Origin of the sequence: Phenylobacterium sp. (genome assembly GCF_046463815.1) — a bacterium.
In the GTDB taxonomy this organism is placed as follows: Bacteria; Pseudomonadota; Alphaproteobacteria; order Caulobacterales; family Caulobacteraceae; genus Phenylobacterium.
In genome coordinates this window covers 50,551-67,985 of record NZ_JBKBRO010000016.1, presented here as the reverse complement: position 1 = coordinate 67,985, position 17,435 = coordinate 50,551, and the positions used below count along the sequence as shown (strand labels likewise).

At 67.7% G+C, this 17,435-nt stretch carries 18 protein-coding genes and 1 tRNA gene; 1 reads left to right on the top strand and 18 read right to left on the bottom strand.

The features are described 5' to 3' along the window. Genes ACK4TT_RS12145 through ACK4TT_RS12075 form a run of 15 tightly spaced genes read right to left on the bottom strand, consistent with a single transcriptional unit; the run spans position 1 to position 13,538 of the window. On the bottom strand, positions 1-1,485 hold the full coding sequence (locus tag ACK4TT_RS12145) for an NADH-quinone oxidoreductase subunit M (RefSeq protein WP_409637238.1): 1,485 nt from the start codon (positions 1,483-1,485) through the stop codon (positions 1-3). Between the two features lie 14 nt (positions 1,486-1,499). Further along, the gene (nuoL, locus tag ACK4TT_RS12140) at positions 1,500-3,599 is read right to left on the bottom strand and encodes an NADH-quinone oxidoreductase subunit L (RefSeq protein WP_410213047.1); all 2,100 of its coding nucleotides are present in this window, start codon (positions 3,597-3,599) and stop codon (positions 1,500-1,502) included. Positions 3,600-3,607: 8 nt separating this feature from the next. Continuing rightward, positions 3,608-3,916: an NADH-quinone oxidoreductase subunit NuoK gene (gene nuoK, locus ACK4TT_RS12135; protein WP_409637232.1), complete on the bottom strand. Its 309-nt coding sequence runs from the start codon at positions 3,914-3,916 to the stop codon at positions 3,608-3,610. Beyond that, positions 3,913-4,536 (bottom strand): NADH-quinone oxidoreductase subunit J, encoded by a 624-nt coding sequence (locus ACK4TT_RS12130; protein WP_409637351.1) that lies wholly within the window; start codon positions 4,534-4,536, stop codon positions 3,913-3,915. Before ACK4TT_RS12130 ends, nuoK begins: the two co-directional genes overlap by 4 nt. A gap of 60 nt (positions 4,537-4,596) precedes the next feature. After that, on the bottom strand, positions 4,597-5,088 hold the full coding sequence (gene nuoI / locus ACK4TT_RS12125; protein WP_409637229.1) for an NADH-quinone oxidoreductase subunit NuoI: 492 nt from the start codon (positions 5,086-5,088) through the stop codon (positions 4,597-4,599). A gap of 4 nt (positions 5,089-5,092) precedes the next feature. Continuing rightward, entirely contained in the window at positions 5,093-5,287 is a 195-nt protein-coding gene (locus tag ACK4TT_RS12120) for a hypothetical protein (protein ID WP_409637227.1), read from the bottom strand. Further along, entirely contained in the window at positions 5,284-6,375 is a 1,092-nt protein-coding gene (nuoH, locus tag ACK4TT_RS12115) for an NADH-quinone oxidoreductase subunit NuoH (protein WP_409637224.1), read from the bottom strand. Before nuoH ends, ACK4TT_RS12120 begins: the two co-directional genes overlap by 4 nt. Positions 6,376-6,378: 3 nt before the next feature. Beyond that, the gene (gene nuoG / locus ACK4TT_RS12110) at positions 6,379-8,418 is read right to left on the bottom strand and encodes an NADH-quinone oxidoreductase subunit NuoG (RefSeq protein ID WP_409637221.1); all 2,040 of its coding nucleotides are present in this window, start codon (positions 8,416-8,418) and stop codon (positions 6,379-6,381) included. 6 nt (positions 8,419-8,424) lie between these two features. Then, on the bottom strand, positions 8,425-9,738 hold the full coding sequence (nuoF, locus tag ACK4TT_RS12105) for an NADH-quinone oxidoreductase subunit NuoF (protein ID WP_409637218.1): 1,314 nt from the start codon (positions 9,736-9,738) through the stop codon (positions 8,425-8,427). After that, positions 9,738-10,400 (bottom strand): NADH-quinone oxidoreductase subunit NuoE, encoded by a 663-nt coding sequence (gene nuoE, locus ACK4TT_RS12100; RefSeq protein ID WP_409637215.1) that lies wholly within the window; start codon positions 10,398-10,400, stop codon positions 9,738-9,740. Before nuoE ends, nuoF begins: the two co-directional genes overlap by 1 nt. Before the next feature lie 7 nt (positions 10,401-10,407). Continuing rightward, a complete protein-coding gene (locus ACK4TT_RS12095) occupies positions 10,408-10,758 on the bottom strand; it encodes a nuclear transport factor 2 family protein (protein WP_410213046.1) in 351 nt (116 codons plus the stop codon). After that, the gene (locus ACK4TT_RS12090; RefSeq protein WP_409637210.1) at positions 10,755-11,987 is read right to left on the bottom strand and encodes an NADH-quinone oxidoreductase subunit D; all 1,233 of its coding nucleotides are present in this window, start codon (positions 11,985-11,987) and stop codon (positions 10,755-10,757) included. Before ACK4TT_RS12090 ends, ACK4TT_RS12095 begins: the two co-directional genes overlap by 4 nt. Then, complete coding sequence (locus ACK4TT_RS12085) at positions 11,984-12,613, bottom strand: NADH-quinone oxidoreductase subunit C (protein ID WP_409637208.1); 630 nt, start codon at positions 12,611-12,613, stop codon at positions 11,984-11,986. Before ACK4TT_RS12085 ends, ACK4TT_RS12090 begins: the two co-directional genes overlap by 4 nt. Then, complete coding sequence (locus tag ACK4TT_RS12080) at positions 12,610-13,191, bottom strand: NuoB/complex I 20 kDa subunit family protein (RefSeq protein ID WP_409637205.1); 582 nt, start codon at positions 13,189-13,191, stop codon at positions 12,610-12,612. Before ACK4TT_RS12080 ends, ACK4TT_RS12085 begins: the two co-directional genes overlap by 4 nt. Further along, positions 13,161-13,538, bottom strand: a complete 378-nt coding sequence (locus tag ACK4TT_RS12075) for an NADH-quinone oxidoreductase subunit A (protein ID WP_409637202.1) — start codon at positions 13,536-13,538, stop codon at positions 13,161-13,163. Before ACK4TT_RS12075 ends, ACK4TT_RS12080 begins: the two co-directional genes overlap by 31 nt. A 190-nt stretch (positions 13,539-13,728) precedes the next feature. On the opposite strand from ACK4TT_RS12075, the gene ACK4TT_RS12070 reads away from it, so the two are divergent. Further along, positions 13,729-13,805, top strand: a tRNA-Asp gene (locus ACK4TT_RS12070). A 38-nt stretch (positions 13,806-13,843) separates the two neighbouring features. Here the strand turns inward: ACK4TT_RS12070 and ACK4TT_RS12065 are convergent. The 3 genes from ACK4TT_RS12065 to ACK4TT_RS12055 are packed head-to-tail and all read right to left on the bottom strand — an operon-like array spanning position 13,844 to position 17,401. Continuing rightward, a complete protein-coding gene (locus ACK4TT_RS12065) occupies positions 13,844-14,635 on the bottom strand; it encodes a class I SAM-dependent methyltransferase (RefSeq protein ID WP_409637200.1) in 792 nt (263 codons plus the stop codon). A gap of 43 nt (positions 14,636-14,678) precedes the next feature. Next, positions 14,679-15,455 carry an MliC family protein gene (locus tag ACK4TT_RS12060; RefSeq protein ID WP_409637197.1) on the bottom strand — a complete coding sequence of 259 codons (777 nt, stop codon included), beginning with the start codon at positions 15,453-15,455 and terminating at the stop codon, positions 14,679-14,681. 20 nt (positions 15,456-15,475) lie between these two features. Then, a complete protein-coding gene (locus tag ACK4TT_RS12055; RefSeq protein ID WP_409637195.1) occupies positions 15,476-17,401 on the bottom strand; it encodes an NAD(P)-binding domain-containing protein in 1,926 nt (641 codons plus the stop codon). Positions 17,402-17,435: the final 34 nt, after the last annotated feature.

Below are 17,435 nucleotides of genomic sequence, written 5' to 3'. Positions count from 1 at the left end.
TCACCCGCCGACGGCCGCCTGGTAGGCGGACACGAGCTGGTCCACCGAGGCCGCGGTCAGGTCGAAGACGGAGTTGGGCTGGACGCCCAGGTACAGGGTGGACGCGATCAGCGGGACGAAGATCGCCGCCTCGCGCCAGTCGAGGTCGGTGATGGTCGCCAGCTTCGGGTTGACGAGCTCGCCGAAGATCACCCGGCGATACAGCGTCAGCGCGTACATGGCCGACAGGATCACGCCGCTGGCCGCGAAGAGCGCGGTCCAGGTCGAGGCCTGGTAGGTCCCGGTCATGGTCAAGATCTCGCCCACGAAGCCCGAGGTGCCCGGCAGGCCCACGTTGCCCATGGTGAAGAGCATGAACACGGCCGCGTACCAGGGCATGCGGTTCACCACGCCGCCGTAGAAGGCGATTTCCCGGGTGTGCATCCGGTCGTAGACGACGCCCACGCAGAGGAAGAGCGCGCCCGAGATCACCCCGTGGGAGATCATCTGGAACAGCGCGCCCTGCTCGCCGGTGGCGTTGCCCGAGAAGATGCCCATGGTCACGAAGCCCATGTGCGCCACCGACGAATAGGCGATCAGCTTCTTCATGTCGGTCTGCCGGAAGGCGACCAGCGAGGTGTAGACGATGGCGATCACCGACAGCGCGAACACCAGCGGCGCGAACATCTGCGAGGCGTCCGGGAACATCGGCAGGCTGAAGCGCATGAAGCCGTAGCCGCCCATCTTCAAGAGGATGCCGGCCAGGATCACCGAGCCCGCCGTGGGCGCCTCGACGTGGGCGTCGGGAAGCCAGGTGTGCACCGGCCACATCGGCATCTTCACCGCGAACGAGGCGAAGAAGGCCAGCCACAGCCAGGTCTGCACGCCGGCCGGGAAGTCGTACTGCATCAGTTCGGGGATCGAACTGGTGCCGGTCGAGCCGATCATGAACAGGATGGCCGCCAGCATGAGCACCGAGCCCAGCAGTGTGTAGAGGAAGAACTTGAAGGCCGCGTACACCCGGCGCGCCCCGCCCCAGATGCCGATGATCAGGAACATCGGGACCAGGCCGAACTCGAAGAAGATGTAGAACAGCACGAGGTCCAGCGCGCAGAACACGCCGATCACCAGGGTCTCGAGGACCAGGAAGGCGATCATGTACTCCGGCACCCGCTTCTCGATGGAGGTCCACGAGGCGGCGATGCAGAGCGGCATGAGGAAGGCGGTCAGCAGGACGAACAGGACCGAGATCCCGTCCACGCCCATCCGGTAGTTCAGGGTCGCGAACCACGGGGCCTCTTCCACGAACTGGAAGCCAGGGTTGGCCGGGTCGAACTGGACGACCAGCAGCACCGAGAGCGCGAAGGTGGCCAGCGTGGCGACGAGCGCGATCCACTTGGTGGCCGAGACGACCTTGGCGTCGTCCGGCCTGCCCAGGAAGCGCAGCGCCAGGATGCCGGCGACGCCGACCAGGGGCGCGTAGGTGATGAGGGAGAGAAGCGGCATGGTCGTTATCCCCCTCAGGCGTTCCAGGCCCACAGGGCGTAGGTCAGGAGACCCGCGACGCCGAGCAGCATGACGAAGGCATAGTGGTAGACGTAGCCGGACTGCAGGCGTCCGGCGCCCTTGCCCACCTGGACCGACAGCGCCGAGACGCCGTCGGGACCCAGGCCGTCGATGAGCTTCTGGTCCCCGCCCTTCCAGAACAGGTCGCCCAGGAACCGGGCCCCGCGGACGAAGACGAAGTCGTAGAGCTCGTCGAAGAACCACTTGTTGTAGAAGAAGGTGTAGAGCGGCCCGCCGCGGGCGGCGAGGCGCGCGCCCAGCCCTTCCTTCGCGAGATAGACGTAGGCCGCGACCAGCAGGCCCACGACCGACGCCACGAGCGGGGCCCAGATCACCCAGGTCGGCGCATGGTGGCCGCCCTCGGCCGCGTGCTCGGCCGGCAGGTTGAACACCGCGCCCTTCCAGAACTCGGCGTTGTGCTCGCCTATGAACTGGTGGTGGAAGGCGAAGCCCGCCGCGATGGCGCCGATCGACAGCAGGATCAGCGGCAGGCGCATGGTCCAGGGGCTCTCGTGCGGCAGGGCCGGGCCATGACCGTGGCCGTGAGCATGATCGTCCGCCAGCGGCTCTTCATGCGTCTCGATCTGGGCGTGGGTGGCGTGGTCGTCATGGCCGTCCGCGTGATCGCGGTTGTGCCAGTGATGCTCCAGGTCTTCGCTGGTCCAGCGGGCGCGGCCGTTGAAGGTGAAGAACGCCAGGCGCCAGGAATAGAACGCCGTCAGGCCGGCCACGAAGACGCCGATCACGAAGGCGAAGTAGCCCATCGGATGGCCCGCCCCGCCGGCCTCGTAGGCGGCGTGGATGATGGCGTCCTTCGAGTAGAAGCCGGCGAAGCCCAGCTCCACGCCCGGAATGCCCAGGCCGGTGATGGCGATCGTGCCGATGGTCATGGCCGCGTAGGTCACCGGCAGGTACTTCACCAGGCCGCCATAGCGGCGCATGTCCTGCTCGTGGGCCATGCCGTGGATCACCGAGCCGGCGCCCAGGAACAGCAGGGCCTTGAAGAAGGCGTGGGTGAAGAGGTGGAACATGGCCGCCTGGTAGGCGCCCACGCCCGCGGCGAAGAACATGTAGCCGAGCTGCGAGCAGGTCGAATAGGCGATCACCCGCTTGATGTCGTTCTGGGTCAGACCGACGGTCGCGGCGAACAGGGCCGTGACCGCGCCGATGACGGTGACGATGTTCTTGGCCACAGGGGCGTACTCGAACATCGGCGACAGCAGGCAGACCATGTAGACGCCGGCCGTCACCATGGTGGCCGCGTGGATCAGGGCCGACACCGGGGTCGGGCCTTCCATGGCGTCGGGCAGCCAGGTGTGCAGGAAGAACTGGGCCGACTTGCCCATGGCGCCGACGAACAGCAGCGAACAGGCCAGGTCGATCAGGCGGAACGAGCCGCCGGCGAACTCCCAGGTGCGGCCGGTGTTGTCGGCGATCATCGGGAAGAGTTCGGCGAACTGGATGGTCCCGAAGGCCCAGAATACCGTCATGATGCCGAGCGCGAAGCCGAAGTCGCCCACCCGGTTGACCACGAAGGCCTTGATCGAGGCGGCGTTGGCGGAGGGCTTCTTGAACCAGAAGCCGATCAGCAGGTAGCTCGCCAGGCCCACGCCTTCCCAGCCGAAGAAAAGCTGCATGAAGTCCGCGGCGCTGATCAGGCTCAGCATGGCGAAGGTGAACAGCGACAGGTACGCGAAGAAGCGCGGCCGGCTGTCGTCCTCGGCCATGTAGCCCCAGGAATAGAGGTGCACGAGCGCCGAGACGCTCGTCACGACGACCAGCATCACCGCCGACAGGCCGTCCAGGCGGAACGACCAGTTCGAGACGAAGTCGCCCACGTGGATGAACGGCGCGTAGGTGACGGTGAAGGGCTCCAGGCCGCCCCACGTCCATTGGCCGAACACCACCCACGACAGCGCGCAGGACAGGAACAGCAGGCCGGTGGTGACCGCCTGGGACGGGATGTTCCCGATCCGGCGGCCGAACAGGCCGGCCGTGATCGCGCCCAGAAGGGGCCCGAACAGGATGATCGAGACAAGGACTTTCGGATCCATGAGGCGCGTCAGCCCTTCATCATCGAAGCGTCGTCCACGGCGATATCGCCGCGGTTACGGAAGAAGGTGACCAGGATGGCCAGGCCCACGGCGGCCTCGGCGGCCGCGACGGTGAGCACGAACATGGCGAAGATCTGCCCCACCACGTTCCCCAGGTAGACCGAGAACGCCACCAGGTTGATGTTCACCGCGAGCAGGATCAGCTCGATCGACATCAGGATGACGATGATGTTCTTGCGGTTCACGAAGATGCCGAAGACCCCGATCGTGAACAGGATCGCGGCGACCGCGAGGTAGTGCGCGAGGCCGATGGTCATTGCTCGACCCCTTCACCCGGCTTGAGGGAGACGACGCGCATGCCGGTCTTCGGCGAGCGCAGAACCTGGTCGGCGATCACCTGGCGCTTCACGCCCGGCTTGTGGCGCAGGGTGAGCACGATGGCGCCGATCATGGCCACCAGCAGCACCAGGCCCGCCGCCTGGAAGAAATAGACGTAGTCGGTGTAGAGCACCCGCCCGATCGCCTCGGCGTTGGTGACGTCCGCCCCAGCGCCCGAAGCCATCGGAACGTCGCCGCCCTTGGCCGCGCCCTGCGTCGCGACGGTCGAGGAGACGACGACCATCTCGACGGCCAGGATGCCCGCGATCAGCAGGCCGAGCGGCATGTAGCGGGCGAAGCCCTGCCGGAGCGCGGTGAAGTCCACGTCCAGCATCATCACCACGAACAGGAAGAGCACCGCGACGGCGCCGACATAGACCACCACCAGCAGCATCGCCAGGAACTCCGCGCCCATCAGGACGAAGAGGCCCGCGGCCGAGAAGAAGGCCAGGATCAGCCACAGCACGGAGTGGACCGGATTCCGCGCCGAGACGACGCCGAAGCCGGCTGCGACGGTCACGGCCGCCATCAGGTAGAATGCGATCGCCTGCAGGGCCATCGGGCTCTCTTTTCGTCCCTCAAATCACGCGTGAAACGGCGGCTGAATCGCGCCGGGGGTTTAACGGTACGGCGCGTCCAGTTCCAGATTCTTCGCGATCTCCCGCTCCCAGCGGTCGCCGTTATCCAGCAGGCGCTCCTTGTCGTAGTAGAGCTCCTCGCGGGTCTCGGTGGCGAACTCCAGGTTCGGGCCTTCCACGATGGCGTCCACCGGGCAGGCCTCCTGGCACAGGCCGCAGTAGATGCACTTGACCATGTCGATGTCGTAGCGGGTCGTCCGGCGGCTGCCGTCGGCGCGCGGCTCGGCCTCGATGGTGATGGCCTGGGCCGGGCACACCGCCTCGCACAGCTTGCAGGCGATGCAGCGCTCTTCCCCGTTGGGATAGCGGCGCAGCGCGTGTTCGCCCCGGAAGCGCGGGCTCTGCGGATTGCGCTCATGGGGGTACTGCACGGTCTTCTTCGGCCGCATCATGTGCTTCATGGCCAGGCCGAACGCGCCCGCGAAGTCGAGCAGCGCCGCTCCCCTCGCCGCCTGGCCGATCCGGTTGATCATCTCGTCACTTCCTCTCGCAGGCGAAGTCTTCCACGTACCGGGAATTCCCGCCGCTCTTGAGCTTCAGCGTCCCGCCCTTGGCCGCGCAGTCCGTCTGCGCGGCGCGAAGGGCGTCGTAGGTGGCCAGTCCCCCGTCCCGCTGGGCCGCCGCGCAGGCGCCCAAGGTCAAGGCCAGGAGAATGGCCGCCAGGATTCTCATGCCGCCGCCATCGGCCCGAACAGCCGCCAGCCGGCCACCAGGGCCACGGCGACGAGCGAGAACGGCAGGAACACCTTCCACCCCAGCCGCATGAGCTGGTCGTAGCGGTAGCGAGGCACGATCGCCTTCGCCATCGCGAACAGGAAGAAGAAGAAGATGACCTTCAGGAAGAACCACATGAAGCCGAAGAAGCTGGCCGCCGTGGGATTCCAGGCCGCGGTGAACTCGGTGGGGAACGGCGCCGTCCACCCGCCGAAGAACAGCACCGTGATCATCGCGCACATGAGCACGATGTTCGAATACTCGCCGATCATGAACAGCAGGTACGGGGTCGAGGAGTACTCGACCTGGTAGCCGGCCACGAGCTCGGACTCGGCCTCGGGAAGGTCGAAGGGCGGGCGGTTGGTCTCGGCCAGAGCCGAAATGAAGAACACGACCGCCATCGGGAACATGATGAGGAGCAGAGGCAGCTTGGCCAGCCCGCCCGGCCCGCCGAAGGCGTACCAGTTCCAGAAGCCGCCCTGCTGGCTCTCGACGATCTGCTGCAGGTTCATGGTGCCCGCCAGCACGATCACCGTGATGATGATGAAGCCCAGCGAGACCTCGTAGGACACCATCTGGGCCGCCGAACGCAGCGATCCCAGGAACGGGTACTTCGAGTTGGACGCCCAGCCGCCCATGATGATGCCGTAGACGCCCAGCGAGCTGATCGCGAACAGGTAGAGGATGCCGACGTTGATGTCGGCCACCACCCAGCCCGGGGCCAGCGGCACCACGGCCCAGGCGACGAAGGCCAGGGTGAACGAGATCAGCGGCGCCAGGATGAACACGGCCTTGTCCGCGCCGGAAGGGATCACGATCTCCTTCAGCACGAACTTCAGGAAGTCGGCGAACGACTGCAGCAGGCCGAAGGGACCGACGACGTTCGGCCCTTTTCGCATCTGCACACCCGCCCAAATCTTGCGGTCGGCCAGCAGCAGGAAGGCCAGCGACAGCAGGATCCAGATCATCACGGCCAGGATCTGGCCCGCGGTGAGGAGGGTCCAGCCGCCCGGCGTGGCCCAGAACGAATTGGTGGCCGGCTCCATGCCCTACTCCGCCGCGATCTTCGTGGCGCCGGCCGCGAGCGCGGCGCATTCGGCCATCGTCACGCTGGCGCGGGCGATGGGGTTGGTCAGGTAGAAGTTCTTCACGCCGCTCCAGAACGGGTCGTCAGAGACCTCGCCCTTCTTTCCGAGGGCGGCGAAATCCACGGCCGCCGGCGCCTCGGGGACGTAGTCGATGCGCCCGAAGGTCGGATGATCGGCGAACAGCCTGGCCCGGAGCTGGTCCAGGTTGTCGTAGGGCAGCTTGGCGCCCAGGCGTTCGGACAGCGCCCGCAGGATCGCCCAGTCCTCCTTGGCCTCGCCCTTCGGGAAGACGGCGCGGAAACCGAGCTGCACGCGGCCCTCGGTGTTCACGTAGATGCCGTTCTTCTCGGTGTAGGCCGCGCCCGGCAGGATGACATCGGCGCGGTGCGCGCCCGCGTCGCCATGCGTGCCCAGGTAGACGACGAAGGCGTCGGACTTGCCGAGGTCGATCTCGTCGGCGCCCAGCAGGAACAGCACCTCGGCACCGCCCTTCTGGACGAGCTCACGGGCCGTCTTGCCGCCGGCGGCGGGAACGAAGCCCATGTCGAGGCCGCCTACGCGGGAAGCCGCCGTGTGCAGCACGTTCCAGCCCATGCCGAAGGTCTTGGCGACCTGGGCGGCGGCCTGGAGGACGGCGGCGCTGTCGGCGCGGCCCAGGGCGCCCGCGCCGACGATGATCGCCGGGTTCTTGGCGTCCTTGAGCGCCTTGACAAAGTCGCTCTTCGACTTGGCGAGGCCCGTCAGCGAGGCCGGGCCCGCGCCCAGGTAGTCGTACTGGTAGGTCAGGTCGGCGGCCTCGCCGATCACGCCTACCCGCAGCGCGCCGGCCAGCCAGCGCTTGCGCAGGCGCGCGTTCAGCACGGGCGCCTCGATGCGTGGGTTGGAGCCGACCAGCAGGACGACGTCGGCCTCTTCGATCCCGGCGAGGGTCGAGTTGAACAGCCAGCTCTCCCGGGCGCCCTCGCCCAGCACCATGCCGTCCTGGCGGCAGTCCAGGCTCTTCACGCCCAGGCCGCCGAACAGGTCGAGGGCGGCCTTCATGGACTCCGCGTCCTGCAGGTCGCCGGCGATCACCCCCACCCGGTCCGGACTGGCGGCCTTGAGCCTGGAGGCCACCAGGTCCAGGGCCTCGCCCCAGGCGGCGGCGCGCAGCTTGCCGTTCTCGCGGATGTAGGGCCGATCGAGGCGCTGGCGGGACAGGCCGTCGATGGCGTAGCGGGTCTTGTCCGAGATCCACTCCTCGTTGATCTCGTCGTTGATGCGCGGCAGCACGCGCAGCACCGCGGGGCCGCGGCTGTCGACGCGGATCGCCGAGCCCAGGGCGTCCATCACGTCGACGCTCTCGGTCTTCTTCAGCTCCCAGGGGCGGTAGTTGAAGGCCCACGGCTTGTGGGTCAGCGCGCCGACCGGGCACAGGTCGATGACGTTGGCGGACAGTTCAGACCCCACCGCCTTGTCGAGATACGTCGTGATTTCAACGTCTTCGCCGCGGGAGATGAGACCGATGTCGGGAACGCCGGCCACTTCCGTGATGAAGCGCACGCAGCGGGTGCACTGGATGCAGCGGGTCATCACCGTCTTGATGAGCGGACCCATGTACTTCTCTTCGACGGCCCGCTTGTTCTCCTGGTAGCGGGAATCGTCGCGGCCATAGCCCATGGCCTGGTCCTGCAGGTCGCACTCGCCGCCCTGGTCACAGATCGGGCAGTCCAGCGGGTGGTTGATGAGCAGGAACTCCATCACCCCGTGGCGGGCCTTCTTCACCATCGGCGTGTCGGTGAAGATCTCCTGGCCCTCGGCGGCCGGCAGCGCGCACGACGCCTGCGGCTTCGGCGGGCCGGGCTTCACCTCGACCAGGCACATGCGGCAGTTGCCGGCGATGCTCAGGCGCTCGTGGTAGCAGAAGCGCGGGATCTCCTTGCCGGCCAGTTCGCAGACCTGGAGGACGTTCATCCCCGGCTCGAACTCGACCTCGACCCCATCGACCTTGCAGGTAGGCATGCCCGGTTACTCCGCCGCGATGGATGCGCCGGCGTAGGAGCCCTTGCGCGCGCGGTAATTGTTGATCCGCTCCTCCACCTCGTGGCGGAAGTGGCGGAAGAGGCCCTGGATCGGCCAGGCGGCCGCATCGCCCAGGCCGCAGATCGTGTGGCCCTCGACCTGGCTGGCGACGTCCAGCAGCAGGTCGATCTCGGACATCTCGGCCTCGCCAGTGACCATCCGCTCCATGATCCGCCACATCCAGCCGGTGCCTTCGCGGCACGGCGTGCACTGGCCGCAGCTCTCGTGCTTGTAGAAGTAGCTGGCCCGGGCGATAGCCTTCACGAGGTCGGCGTCCTTGTCGAAGACGATCATGGTGCCGGTGCCCAGGCCCGAGCCGCGGGCCTGAAGGTCCTCGTAGGTCATCAGGGCTTCCTCGGCCTCGTGGGCCGGGATCATGCGCACCGAGATGCCGCCCGGGATGACCGCCTTCAGGTTGCCCCAGCCGCCGCGCACGCCGCCGAAGTGCTCCTCGATGAGCTGTCTCACCGGGATGCCGACCGCGTCCTCGACCACGCAGGGCTTGTTCACGTGGCCCGAGGCCGCGAACAGCTTGGTTCCCGTGGACTTCTCGGTGCCGAAGCCCGCGAACCACTCGGCGCCCCGGCGCAGGATGGTGCCGACGACCGCGATGGACTCGACGTTGTTGATGGTGGTGGGCGCGCCCCAGATGCCGGCGCCGGCCGGGAACGGGGGCTTCAGGCGCGGCTGACCCTTCTTGCCCTCCAGGCTCTCCATCAGCGCGGTCTCGTCGCCGCAGATGTAGGCCCCGCCGCCGTGCTGGATGCGGATGTCGCAGTCCCAGCCGTTCACGTTGCCCGGCCCGATCAGCTTGGCGTCATAGGCCTGCTGGATGGCCGCCGTCAGGCGCTCGCGCTCGTGCACGTACTCGCCGCGGATGAAGATGTAGGCCGTGCGCGCCCGGATCGCCCGGCAGGCGATCAGGCAGCCCTCGATCAGCAGGTGCGGGTCGTTGCGCAGGATGTCGCGGTCCTTGCACGCGCCCGGCTCGGACTCGTCGGCGTTGACCACCAGGTAGTGCGGCCGCTCGCTTTCCTGCTTGGGCATGAAGGTCCACTTCAGCCCGGTGGGGAAGCCCGCCCCGCCCCGGCCGCGCAGGCCAGAGGCCTTGATCTGGTCGCAGATCCACTCGGGCGTCTGGGCGAGGATGTCCTTCGTTCCGTTCCACGCGCCGCGCTTCTTCGCCCCCTCCAGGCCCCAGTCGTGCAGGCCGTAGAGGTTGGTGAAGATGCGGTCCTTGTCGGCGAGGAGGCCGGCCATCACGCCTTCTCCTTCGAGGGCAGGTTCGGGATCTTGATCTTCTTGGCGCGCGAGCCGTCGTACAGCGACGGGTCGGTGAGCGTCAGCGGCCCGCCCTCGGGCGCCGAACCCTGGCGGCCGATGGCCGAGCCCGGCTTCGGCTTCTTGCCCGCAGCGAAGTCGTCGAGCAGCTTCTCCAGGGCCTCGGGCGTGAGGTCCTCGTAGTAATAGTCGTTGATGGCGGCCATCGGCGCGTTGGCGCAGGCCCCCATGCACTCGACTTCCTGCCAGTAGAACTTGCCGTCGGCCGAGCGGTGGTTCTGGGGTCCGATCCGCTTCTTGCACACGGCCATGAGCGCCTCGGCCCCCCGGCTCTGGCACGGCGTCGTGCCGCAGACCTGGACCAGGGCGTGCGTGCCCACCGGCTCCAGCATGAACATGGTGTAGAAGGTCACGACCTCAAGCACCCGGATCACCGGCATGCCGAGCAGCTCGGCCACCGCGCGGATCGCGGGCTCGGAGACCCAGCCTTCCTGTTTCTGGACCAGCCACAGGATCGGCACCACGGCCGACTGCTGCTTGCCGGGCGGGAAGTTGGCGATCCACGCCTTGGCCTTCTTCAGCGTCTCTGCGCTGAAGGCGAAGCTTTCGGGCTGGTCCGGGCTCAGTCTGCGGACACTCACGCGGGCCTCACTTCACGAAGTCGACGCGGGCGATCTTGCCGCCGGCGAGGGTGTAGATGGCGGCGACGTGGAACGTCTCGCCGCCGGGCGAACGGGTGACGAACTCGTGGTCGATGACGTTCGACCCGATCACGATCCGGTGCTTGAGCTCGGCCGTGTTCCGCGGGAACTCGGCGAACAGCTGGGCGTGGCGCTCGCGGATGGCCGCCAGGCCCTCGGTCGCCACCGAACCATTGTATGAACCCAGCACCGCGTCGTCGGCGTAGAAGGCGCAGAAGGCGTCCAGGTCCTGGGCGTTGTAGGCGTCGAGCTGGCCCTGCACGACCTGCGCCGGCGAAAGGGTGGCGGCCGCGTTCACCGGTCGATCTCCCCGAACACGATGTCCAGCGAGCCCAGGATGGCGGACACATCGGCCAGCATGTGGCCGCGGTTCATCCAGTCCATCGCCTGCAGGTGCGGGTAGCCCGGCGCGCGGATCTTGCAGCGGTACGGCCGGTTGGTGCCGTCGCTGACCAGATAGACGCCGAACTCGCCCTTGGGGGCCTCGACCGCGGCGTACACGTCGCCGGGCGGCGTCCGGTAGCCCTCGGTGTAGAGCTTGAAGTGGTGGATGAGCGCCTCCATCGAGCGCTTCATCTCTCCCCGCCGCGGCGGGGAGATCTTGTGGTCGTCCACGAGAACCAGGCCCGGCGTCTTCATCAGGCGCTCGCAGCACTGTTTCATGATCTTGGTGGACTCCCGCATCTCCTGCATGCGGCAGAGGTAGCGATCATAGCAGTCGCCGTTGACGCCGAGCGGGACGTCGAACTCCAGCTCGTTGTAGCACTCGTAGGGCTGCGACCGGCGCAGGTCCCACGGGATGCCCGAGCCGCGCACCATCACGCCCGAAAAGCCCCAGGCGATAGCCTCGTCCTTCGACACCACGCCGATGTCGACGTTGCGCTGCTTGAAGATGCGGTTGTCGGTGATCAGGCCCTCGATGTCGTCGAGCACCTTCGGGAAGGCGTCGCACCAGTCCGAGATGTCCTGCACCAGCTCGGGCGGCAGGTCCTGGCGGACGCCGCCGACGCGGAAGTAGTTGGCGTGCAGACGGGCCCCCGAGGCCCGCTCGTAGAACACCATCAGCTTCTCGCGCTCCTCGAACCCCCACAGCGGCGGGGTGAGCGCCCCCACGTCCATGGCCTGGGTGGTGACGTTGAGCAGGTGGTTCAGGATGCGTCCGATTTCCGAGTAGAGCACTCGGATCAGCTGGGCCCGGACGGGGACTTCCTCGACCCCCAGCAGCTTCTCGATGGCGAGCACATAGGCGTGCTCCTGGTTCATCGGGGCCACGTAGTCCAGGCGGTCCATGTAGGGGATCGTCTGGGCGTAGGGCCGGGCTTCCATCAGCTTCTCGGTGCCGCGGTGCAGGAGGCCGATGTGCGGGTCGACCCGCTCGACCACCTCGCCGTCCAGCTCCAGGACCAGGCGCAGAACGCCGTGGGCCGCAGGGTGCTGCGGGCCGAAGTTGATGTTGAACTTGCGGACCTGCGTCTCGGGCAGGTGCCCGGCGCCGTCGGGCGCCGCAGGCGCGGTCTGGCCGGTCAAGACTTGGCCTCCTCACCCTTCTCGTCGCCCGGCAGGACGGGCGAGAAGCCGCGCTCCATGCCCTCCCACGGCGAGAGGAAGTCCCAGTTGCGCCATTCCACCGACTTCACGGGCTCGTAGACCACCCGCTTCAGCTCGTCGTCGTAGCGCACCTCGACATAGCCGGTCATCGGGAAGTCCTTCCGCAGCGGGTGGCCGTGGAAGCCGTAGTCGGTGAGGATCCGGCGAAGGTCGGGGTGGCCGTCGAAGAAGACGCCGTACATGTCGAACGCCTCGCGCTCGTACCAGTCAGCGTTCGGATAGACGCCCGTCACGGACGGAACCGGCGTGTCCTCGTCGGTCTGCACCTTCACCCGGAGGCGGCGGTTCTTCGTGAACGAAAGGAGCTGGTAGACCACGTCGAAGCGGCGCTCGCGCTCGGGATAGTCCACGCCGCACAGCTCGGTGAGCTGCTGGAAGCCCTGGGTGTCGCGCAGGAAGGTCAGGGCCTCGACGATGCGGCCCGCCGGGGCCGTCAGCGAGAGTTCGCCGAAGGCGACCTCATAGCCGCCGAACAGGCCGGCGCCGTTGGCGACGAGCTCCTGGCCCAGGGCCTCCAGTTCGGAACGGGTGGCGGGCCAGCTCATCGGACGATCGTCCCCGTGCGGCGGATCTTCTTCTGGAGCTGCAGCACGCCGTACACCAGGGCTTCGGCCGTGGGCGGGCAGCCCGGCACGTACACGTCCACCGGCACGACGCGATCGCAGCCCCGGACGGTCGAGTAGCTGAAGTAGTAGTAGCCGCCGCCGTTGGCGCAGCTTCCCATCGAGATGACGTACCGCGGCTCGGGCATCTGGTCGTAGACCTTGCGCAGGGCCGGAGCCATCTTGTTCACCAGGGTGCCGGCCACGATCATCACGTCCGACTGGCGCGGACTGGCGCGCGGGGCGAAGCCGTAGCGCTCCAGGTCGTAGCGCGGCATGGACGCCTGCATCATCTCGACCGCACAGCAGGCGAGACCGAAGGTCATCCACATCAAGGAGCCCGTGCGGGCCCAGGTGATCAGGTCGTCGGCGGCGGCCGTGACGAAGCCCTTGTCCGCCAGGCGCTGCGAGACGCCGTCGAAGTACGGGTCGTGCAGCTTGGGGTCATAGCCTTCGACAGTCGTGCGACCGGCGGAGCCCGCGGGAACGATCACTCCCATTCCAGGGCGCCTTTCTTCCATTCGTAGATGAAGCCCACCGTGAGCACGCCCAGGAAGGTCATCATCGACCAGAAGGCGAACTGGGCCACCTCGGTCGGGAGCTTCATCAGCGTCACCGCCCAGGGGAACAGGAAGGCCACTTCCAGGTCGAAGATGATGAAGAGGATCGACACCAGGTAGAACCGGACGTCGAACTTCATCCGGGCGTCGTCGAAGGCGTTGAAGCCGCACTCGTACGAGGACAGCTTTTCCGGATCCGGCGCCTTCGGGGCGAAGATGGCCGCGGCCAGGATGAAGGCGATACCTAGCGCCGCCGCGATCCCCAGGAAGATCACGATGGGCAGGTACTCGAGAAGGAACGCGTTCATGGAGTCCTCGGGAGGAGTCGGGCGCCCTTCTAGACCACCCGTCCCGGCGTTTCAAACGGCCCATCGCACTTGCGAAACGCTCGCAAAGAGACGCCCATCAACAGATCAAATTCCTCGCGCCGGCACTCTCCCGTTGACACGATTCCGGCGCCCCCCTATGAGGGCCGCCTTCGCGACGCCGAAGGGCTTTGCGGGTGTAGCTCAGTTGGTTAGAGCGCCGGCCTGTCACGCCGGAGGTCGCGGGTTCGAGCCCCGTCACTCGCGCCACTTCAGTCCTTCTGGACGTGGCGGCGTCTCCCCTCCCCCTAACCAGAACCCGCGGCGGCCTTAGGCCAGGTTCCGGCGAGCGCCCGTCCGGGGAAGGGCTTGGGCGCAACCTTATGCGCGATGAGGATCGAATCGGCGATCTCGATGCCGCCGATCTCCTCACGGGCGGCGACCACCTCCTCGTGGCCGTGATACCAGCCGTGCATGTCGTCGATCAGGGCCTTGGCGAGACCGATCCCGGTGTCCGGCCGGCCAATGCCGCCCTCCAGTCCCGGCCAGTACGAGGAATGGAGGTCCTCGATCAGGTACATGCCGCCGGCCTCCAGGCGCGGCCATAGCGCCCGGAAGGACGCCCACTGGTGGCGGCCGATGTGCGAACCGTCGTCCAGAACGATGTCCAGGCCGCCCATCTCGTCCACGACGGAATGGAGGAAGGCCGCGTCGTCCTGGGAGCCGATGCGGACCTGGTTGGGCGGGGTGACCCGCCCCGCGCAGGCAGGTTCGATGTCGACGCCGAACAGGACCGCGTCCGGCCCGAAGTAGCGCCGCCAAAGGTCGAGCGACCCGCCCTGGAAGACGCCGATCTCCAGCATGCGCACCGGCCGCCCGCGCCAGGGCGCGAACACGCGGTCGTAGATCGGCAGATAGTGGGTCCACTTGGTGACGCCTCGGCCCGCGCCCTCGTAAAACATGGCCTCCAGCGGGCCGGGATTCGGCGAGCGCCGGGCCTCGACCTCCTCGGCCGAAAGGGCCATGCGGGCGGGATGCACCGCCTTCGGGCCGATCCAGGTCACGGGCTTCGGTTGGAGCTTCGGCGTTTCGGATTCCATGCTGCAACCTTAATCCTACCGGCCGCTCCCGGCCAACAGCACCTCAGGACGCCAGCTCGATCCGCTCGATGCGCCATTGCCGCTGTTCGGGTGTGGACCCCGGCACATCGTTCACCCGGCGCAGCACGGCCTTGCCCGACTGGTGAACCTCCTGGCCCGACTTGAGCCGGCCGTAAACCACCACCGGAACCTCGACGAACAGCGATCCGGCCGCGCCCTCGATCCGGCCGGGCGCGCCGACCTGAGCATTGTAGCTGGAAAAGCGGGTCACGTCGGGCGGCGTGGCGTTGTGCATGAGCCTGGCCGCCTCGGCCGTCCTTCCCGTCGAGAGGTGGGCGTAGAAGGTCTGCACCACATTGGCCGCGCCCTGGGCGCTCTCCGGCGTGAACGGCCCTTCGGAGACGGGCGTGCGGTCGTCGGGCAGGCCGCCGGGCGTTCCGGGCGCGGGCGGCTCCACCGGCGGCGGTTCGCCCGACCAGCATGTCACAGGCTTGGCGCTGGCGATCTCCTCGCCGGGCGCTAGCGGCGCGCGAAGCCCGTCGTCGCCCTTCGACCACCACTGGAGGCCGTCGCCGGTGTAGCGGGCGCCGCTGGCGCTGATCGCGCGCCGCAGGCTGTAGGTCTTGCCGTCAAAGACCAGCGTCGCCGAATCCTGGCCCACGTACCTGGCCTGGACAGGCTTCCCATCCTCGCAGGCGTAGCCGACGACTCTCGTTTCGCGGGGCGCCGCCGGGACCTTCGGCGGCAAGGCTGGCGCGCCCTCTTCCTTCGGCTGGCAGGCGGTCACCGCGAGGGCGGAAAGGATCAGGAGCGGGCGCATGACCCTCCCAACGCTCAGGCTCAGGCCACCGTTTCCGGCGCCCGCTCCAGCACGTAGTCATCCGGGTTGGGAGCCAGCGTGGCGCGCCAGTAGTCGATGAGGCCGAAGGGCCAGTTCTGACTGACCCGGCCGAGAGCGTTCTTGTACCAGCTCGACACGTGCGGCGAGCCCCAGGCCCAGCCCTTGTTGGCCTCGTCTACCTTGGCGTTGAAGGCGTCGTGCACCTCCCGCCTGGGCTCCAGCGCCCGGGCCCCGGTCTCGGCCAGCAGCCGCAGGCATCCCACCACGTAGCGCACCGCGCACTCGGAGAAGAAGATGATCGAGCCATTGACCACGATGTTGGTGTTGGGCCCATAGAGGATGAAGAAGTTCGGGAAGCCCGGGACCGTGATCCCGAGATAGGCGCGGGCGTCGCCGCCCCAGGCCTCGTGGAGGTCGCGCCCGCCCCGGCCCTTCACCTTCAGCGTCGACAGGAAGTTCGAGGCCTGGAAGCCCGTGCCGTAGATGATGACGTCGACCTCGTGCTCGGTCCCGTCGGCGGTGACGACGCCCTTCGGGGTGATGCGGGCGATCTGGTCGGTGACGAGCTCGACGTTCGGGCGCTTCAGGGCGGCCAGCCAGACGCCGTTGTCCAGCACCGCCCGCTTGCCGCCGATCGGGTAGTCCGGGATCACCTTGGCCAACAGGTCGGGGCGGTCGCCAACCTGGGCCGTGATCGACTGCACGCACAGTTCGCGCAGCATGGCGTTGTCGGGGCCCACCGCCTGCGGCGGGCCGGTCCAGGCGGGGTCCGCCTTCACCATCGGCAGGAAGCCGTCGGTGACCATCCAGAACAGCCAGAACCGGTACCACTTGTCGTAGAACGGCACGTGCTCCAGCAGCCACTTCATGCCCTCGGGCACGTCCTCGTGGTAGTGCGAGGCCGGCAGGCCCCACGGCGGCGTGCGCTGGAACACCTTCAGCGCCCCAACCTGCGGCGCGATCTCGGGCACGAACTGATAGGCCGAGGCGCCGGTGCCGATGACGGCGACCCGCTTGCCCCTCAGGTCCACGTCGTGGCGCCACTCGGCGGAGTGGAAGGCGGGACCCGAGAAGGTTTCCATGCCCTCGATCTCGGGCATCTTGGGCCGGTTGAGCTGGCCAACCGCGGTGACGACCGCCCTGGCCTCGACGGTCTCCCGCCTGCCGTCCTTGCCGCGCAGCTCGATCCGCCAGACCGCCCTGCCCTCGTCCCAGGCCAGACTCTCGACGGTGGTCTCGAAGCGGATGTGCTTCCGAAGGCCGTACTTGTCGGCGATGCCCTGGAAATAGCTCAGCAGCACCGGCTGGGTGGAGAAGTGCTGCGGCCAGAAGTGGTTGGGCTCGAAGGAGTAGCTGTACATGTGGTTCGAGTTGTCCACCCGGCAGCCGGGATAGGTGTTCTCGAACCAGGTGCCGCCGACGTCGGGGTTCTTGTCGACGATCTCGAACGGCACGCCGGCCTGCGACAGGCGGATGCCGGTGAGCAGCCCCGACATGCCCGCCCCGATGACGAGGACGTTCAGCTTGCGGGCGGCCTCCTTCAGGCGCGGCTGGTCGAACTGGGGGTCCTTGCTGGACTTGCCCGCCAGGGCCAGTTCGTCGGTCAGGAAGTCGGCGTAGCCTTCGGGGATCGGCGCGCCGGCCACGAAGTCGATCATCCGCCGGAGCGTCCCGGCGTCCGGCTCGCGGAGCTGCACCGGCCTGCCGTCGAGGTGCGCCTGGATGGCCGCCTTGGCCTCCTGCTTGATCCGGGCCTGGACCTCCTCGGAGAGGCCGATGTCGGTGCGCTCGAAGGGGTTGTAGGTCGGCGCCCATTCGGCCCGGATCCAGCCGGTGTCGCCCGTCATGTGGACCAGGGCCGCCATCAGCGCCGGCAGGTGGGCGTCCTTGAGGATTTCGTCGAGGTCCGCGCGCGCGTCGGCCATGGTTTCCTACCCAGACTTATCGTTGTTCTGGAGG

Excerpts from the sequence above, each read along its gene's own strand:
- ACK4TT_RS12080 (WP_409637205.1), bottom strand. The coding sequence starts at position 13,191 with ATGGAAGAAAGGCGCCCTGGAATGGGAGTGATCGTTCCCGCGGGCTCC.
- nuoL (WP_410213047.1), bottom strand. The coding sequence starts at position 3,599 with ATGGATCCGAAAGTCCTTGTCTCGATCATCCTGTTCGGGCCCCTTCTG.
- ACK4TT_RS12120 (WP_409637227.1), bottom strand. The coding sequence starts at position 5,287 with ATGAGAATCCTGGCGGCCATTCTCCTGGCCTTGACCTTGGGCGCCTGC.
- ACK4TT_RS12130 (WP_409637351.1), bottom strand. The coding sequence starts at position 4,536 with ATGGCCCTGCAGGCGATCGCATTCTACCTGATGGCGGCCGTGACCGTC.
- nuoG (WP_409637221.1), bottom strand. The coding sequence starts at position 8,418 with ATGCCTACCTGCAAGGTCGATGGGGTCGAGGTCGAGTTCGAGCCGGGG.
- ACK4TT_RS12065 (WP_409637200.1), bottom strand. The coding sequence starts at position 14,635 with ATGGAATCCGAAACGCCGAAGCTCCAACCGAAGCCCGTGACCTGGATC.
- nuoF (WP_409637218.1), bottom strand. The coding sequence starts at position 9,738 with ATGGCCGGCCTCCTCGCCGACAAGGACCGCATCTTCACCAACCTCTAC.
- ACK4TT_RS12060 (WP_409637197.1), bottom strand. The coding sequence starts at position 15,455 with ATGCGCCCGCTCCTGATCCTTTCCGCCCTCGCGGTGACCGCCTGCCAG.
- ACK4TT_RS12055 (WP_409637195.1), bottom strand. The coding sequence starts at position 17,401 with ATGGCCGACGCGCGCGCGGACCTCGACGAAATCCTCAAGGACGCCCAC.
- ACK4TT_RS12075 (WP_409637202.1), bottom strand. The coding sequence starts at position 13,538 with ATGAACGCGTTCCTTCTCGAGTACCTGCCCATCGTGATCTTCCTGGGG.
- ACK4TT_RS12085 (WP_409637208.1), bottom strand. The coding sequence starts at position 12,613 with ATGAGCTGGCCCGCCACCCGTTCCGAACTGGAGGCCCTGGGCCAGGAG.
- nuoI (WP_409637229.1), bottom strand. The coding sequence starts at position 5,088 with ATGATCAACCGGATCGGCCAGGCGGCGAGGGGAGCGGCGCTGCTCGAC.
- ACK4TT_RS12145 (WP_409637238.1), bottom strand. The coding sequence starts at position 1,485 with ATGCCGCTTCTCTCCCTCATCACCTACGCGCCCCTGGTCGGCGTCGCC.
- nuoH (WP_409637224.1), bottom strand. The coding sequence starts at position 6,375 with ATGGAGCCGGCCACCAATTCGTTCTGGGCCACGCCGGGCGGCTGGACC.
- nuoK (WP_409637232.1), bottom strand. The coding sequence starts at position 3,916 with ATGACCATCGGCCTCGCGCACTACCTCGCGGTCGCCGCGATCCTGTTC.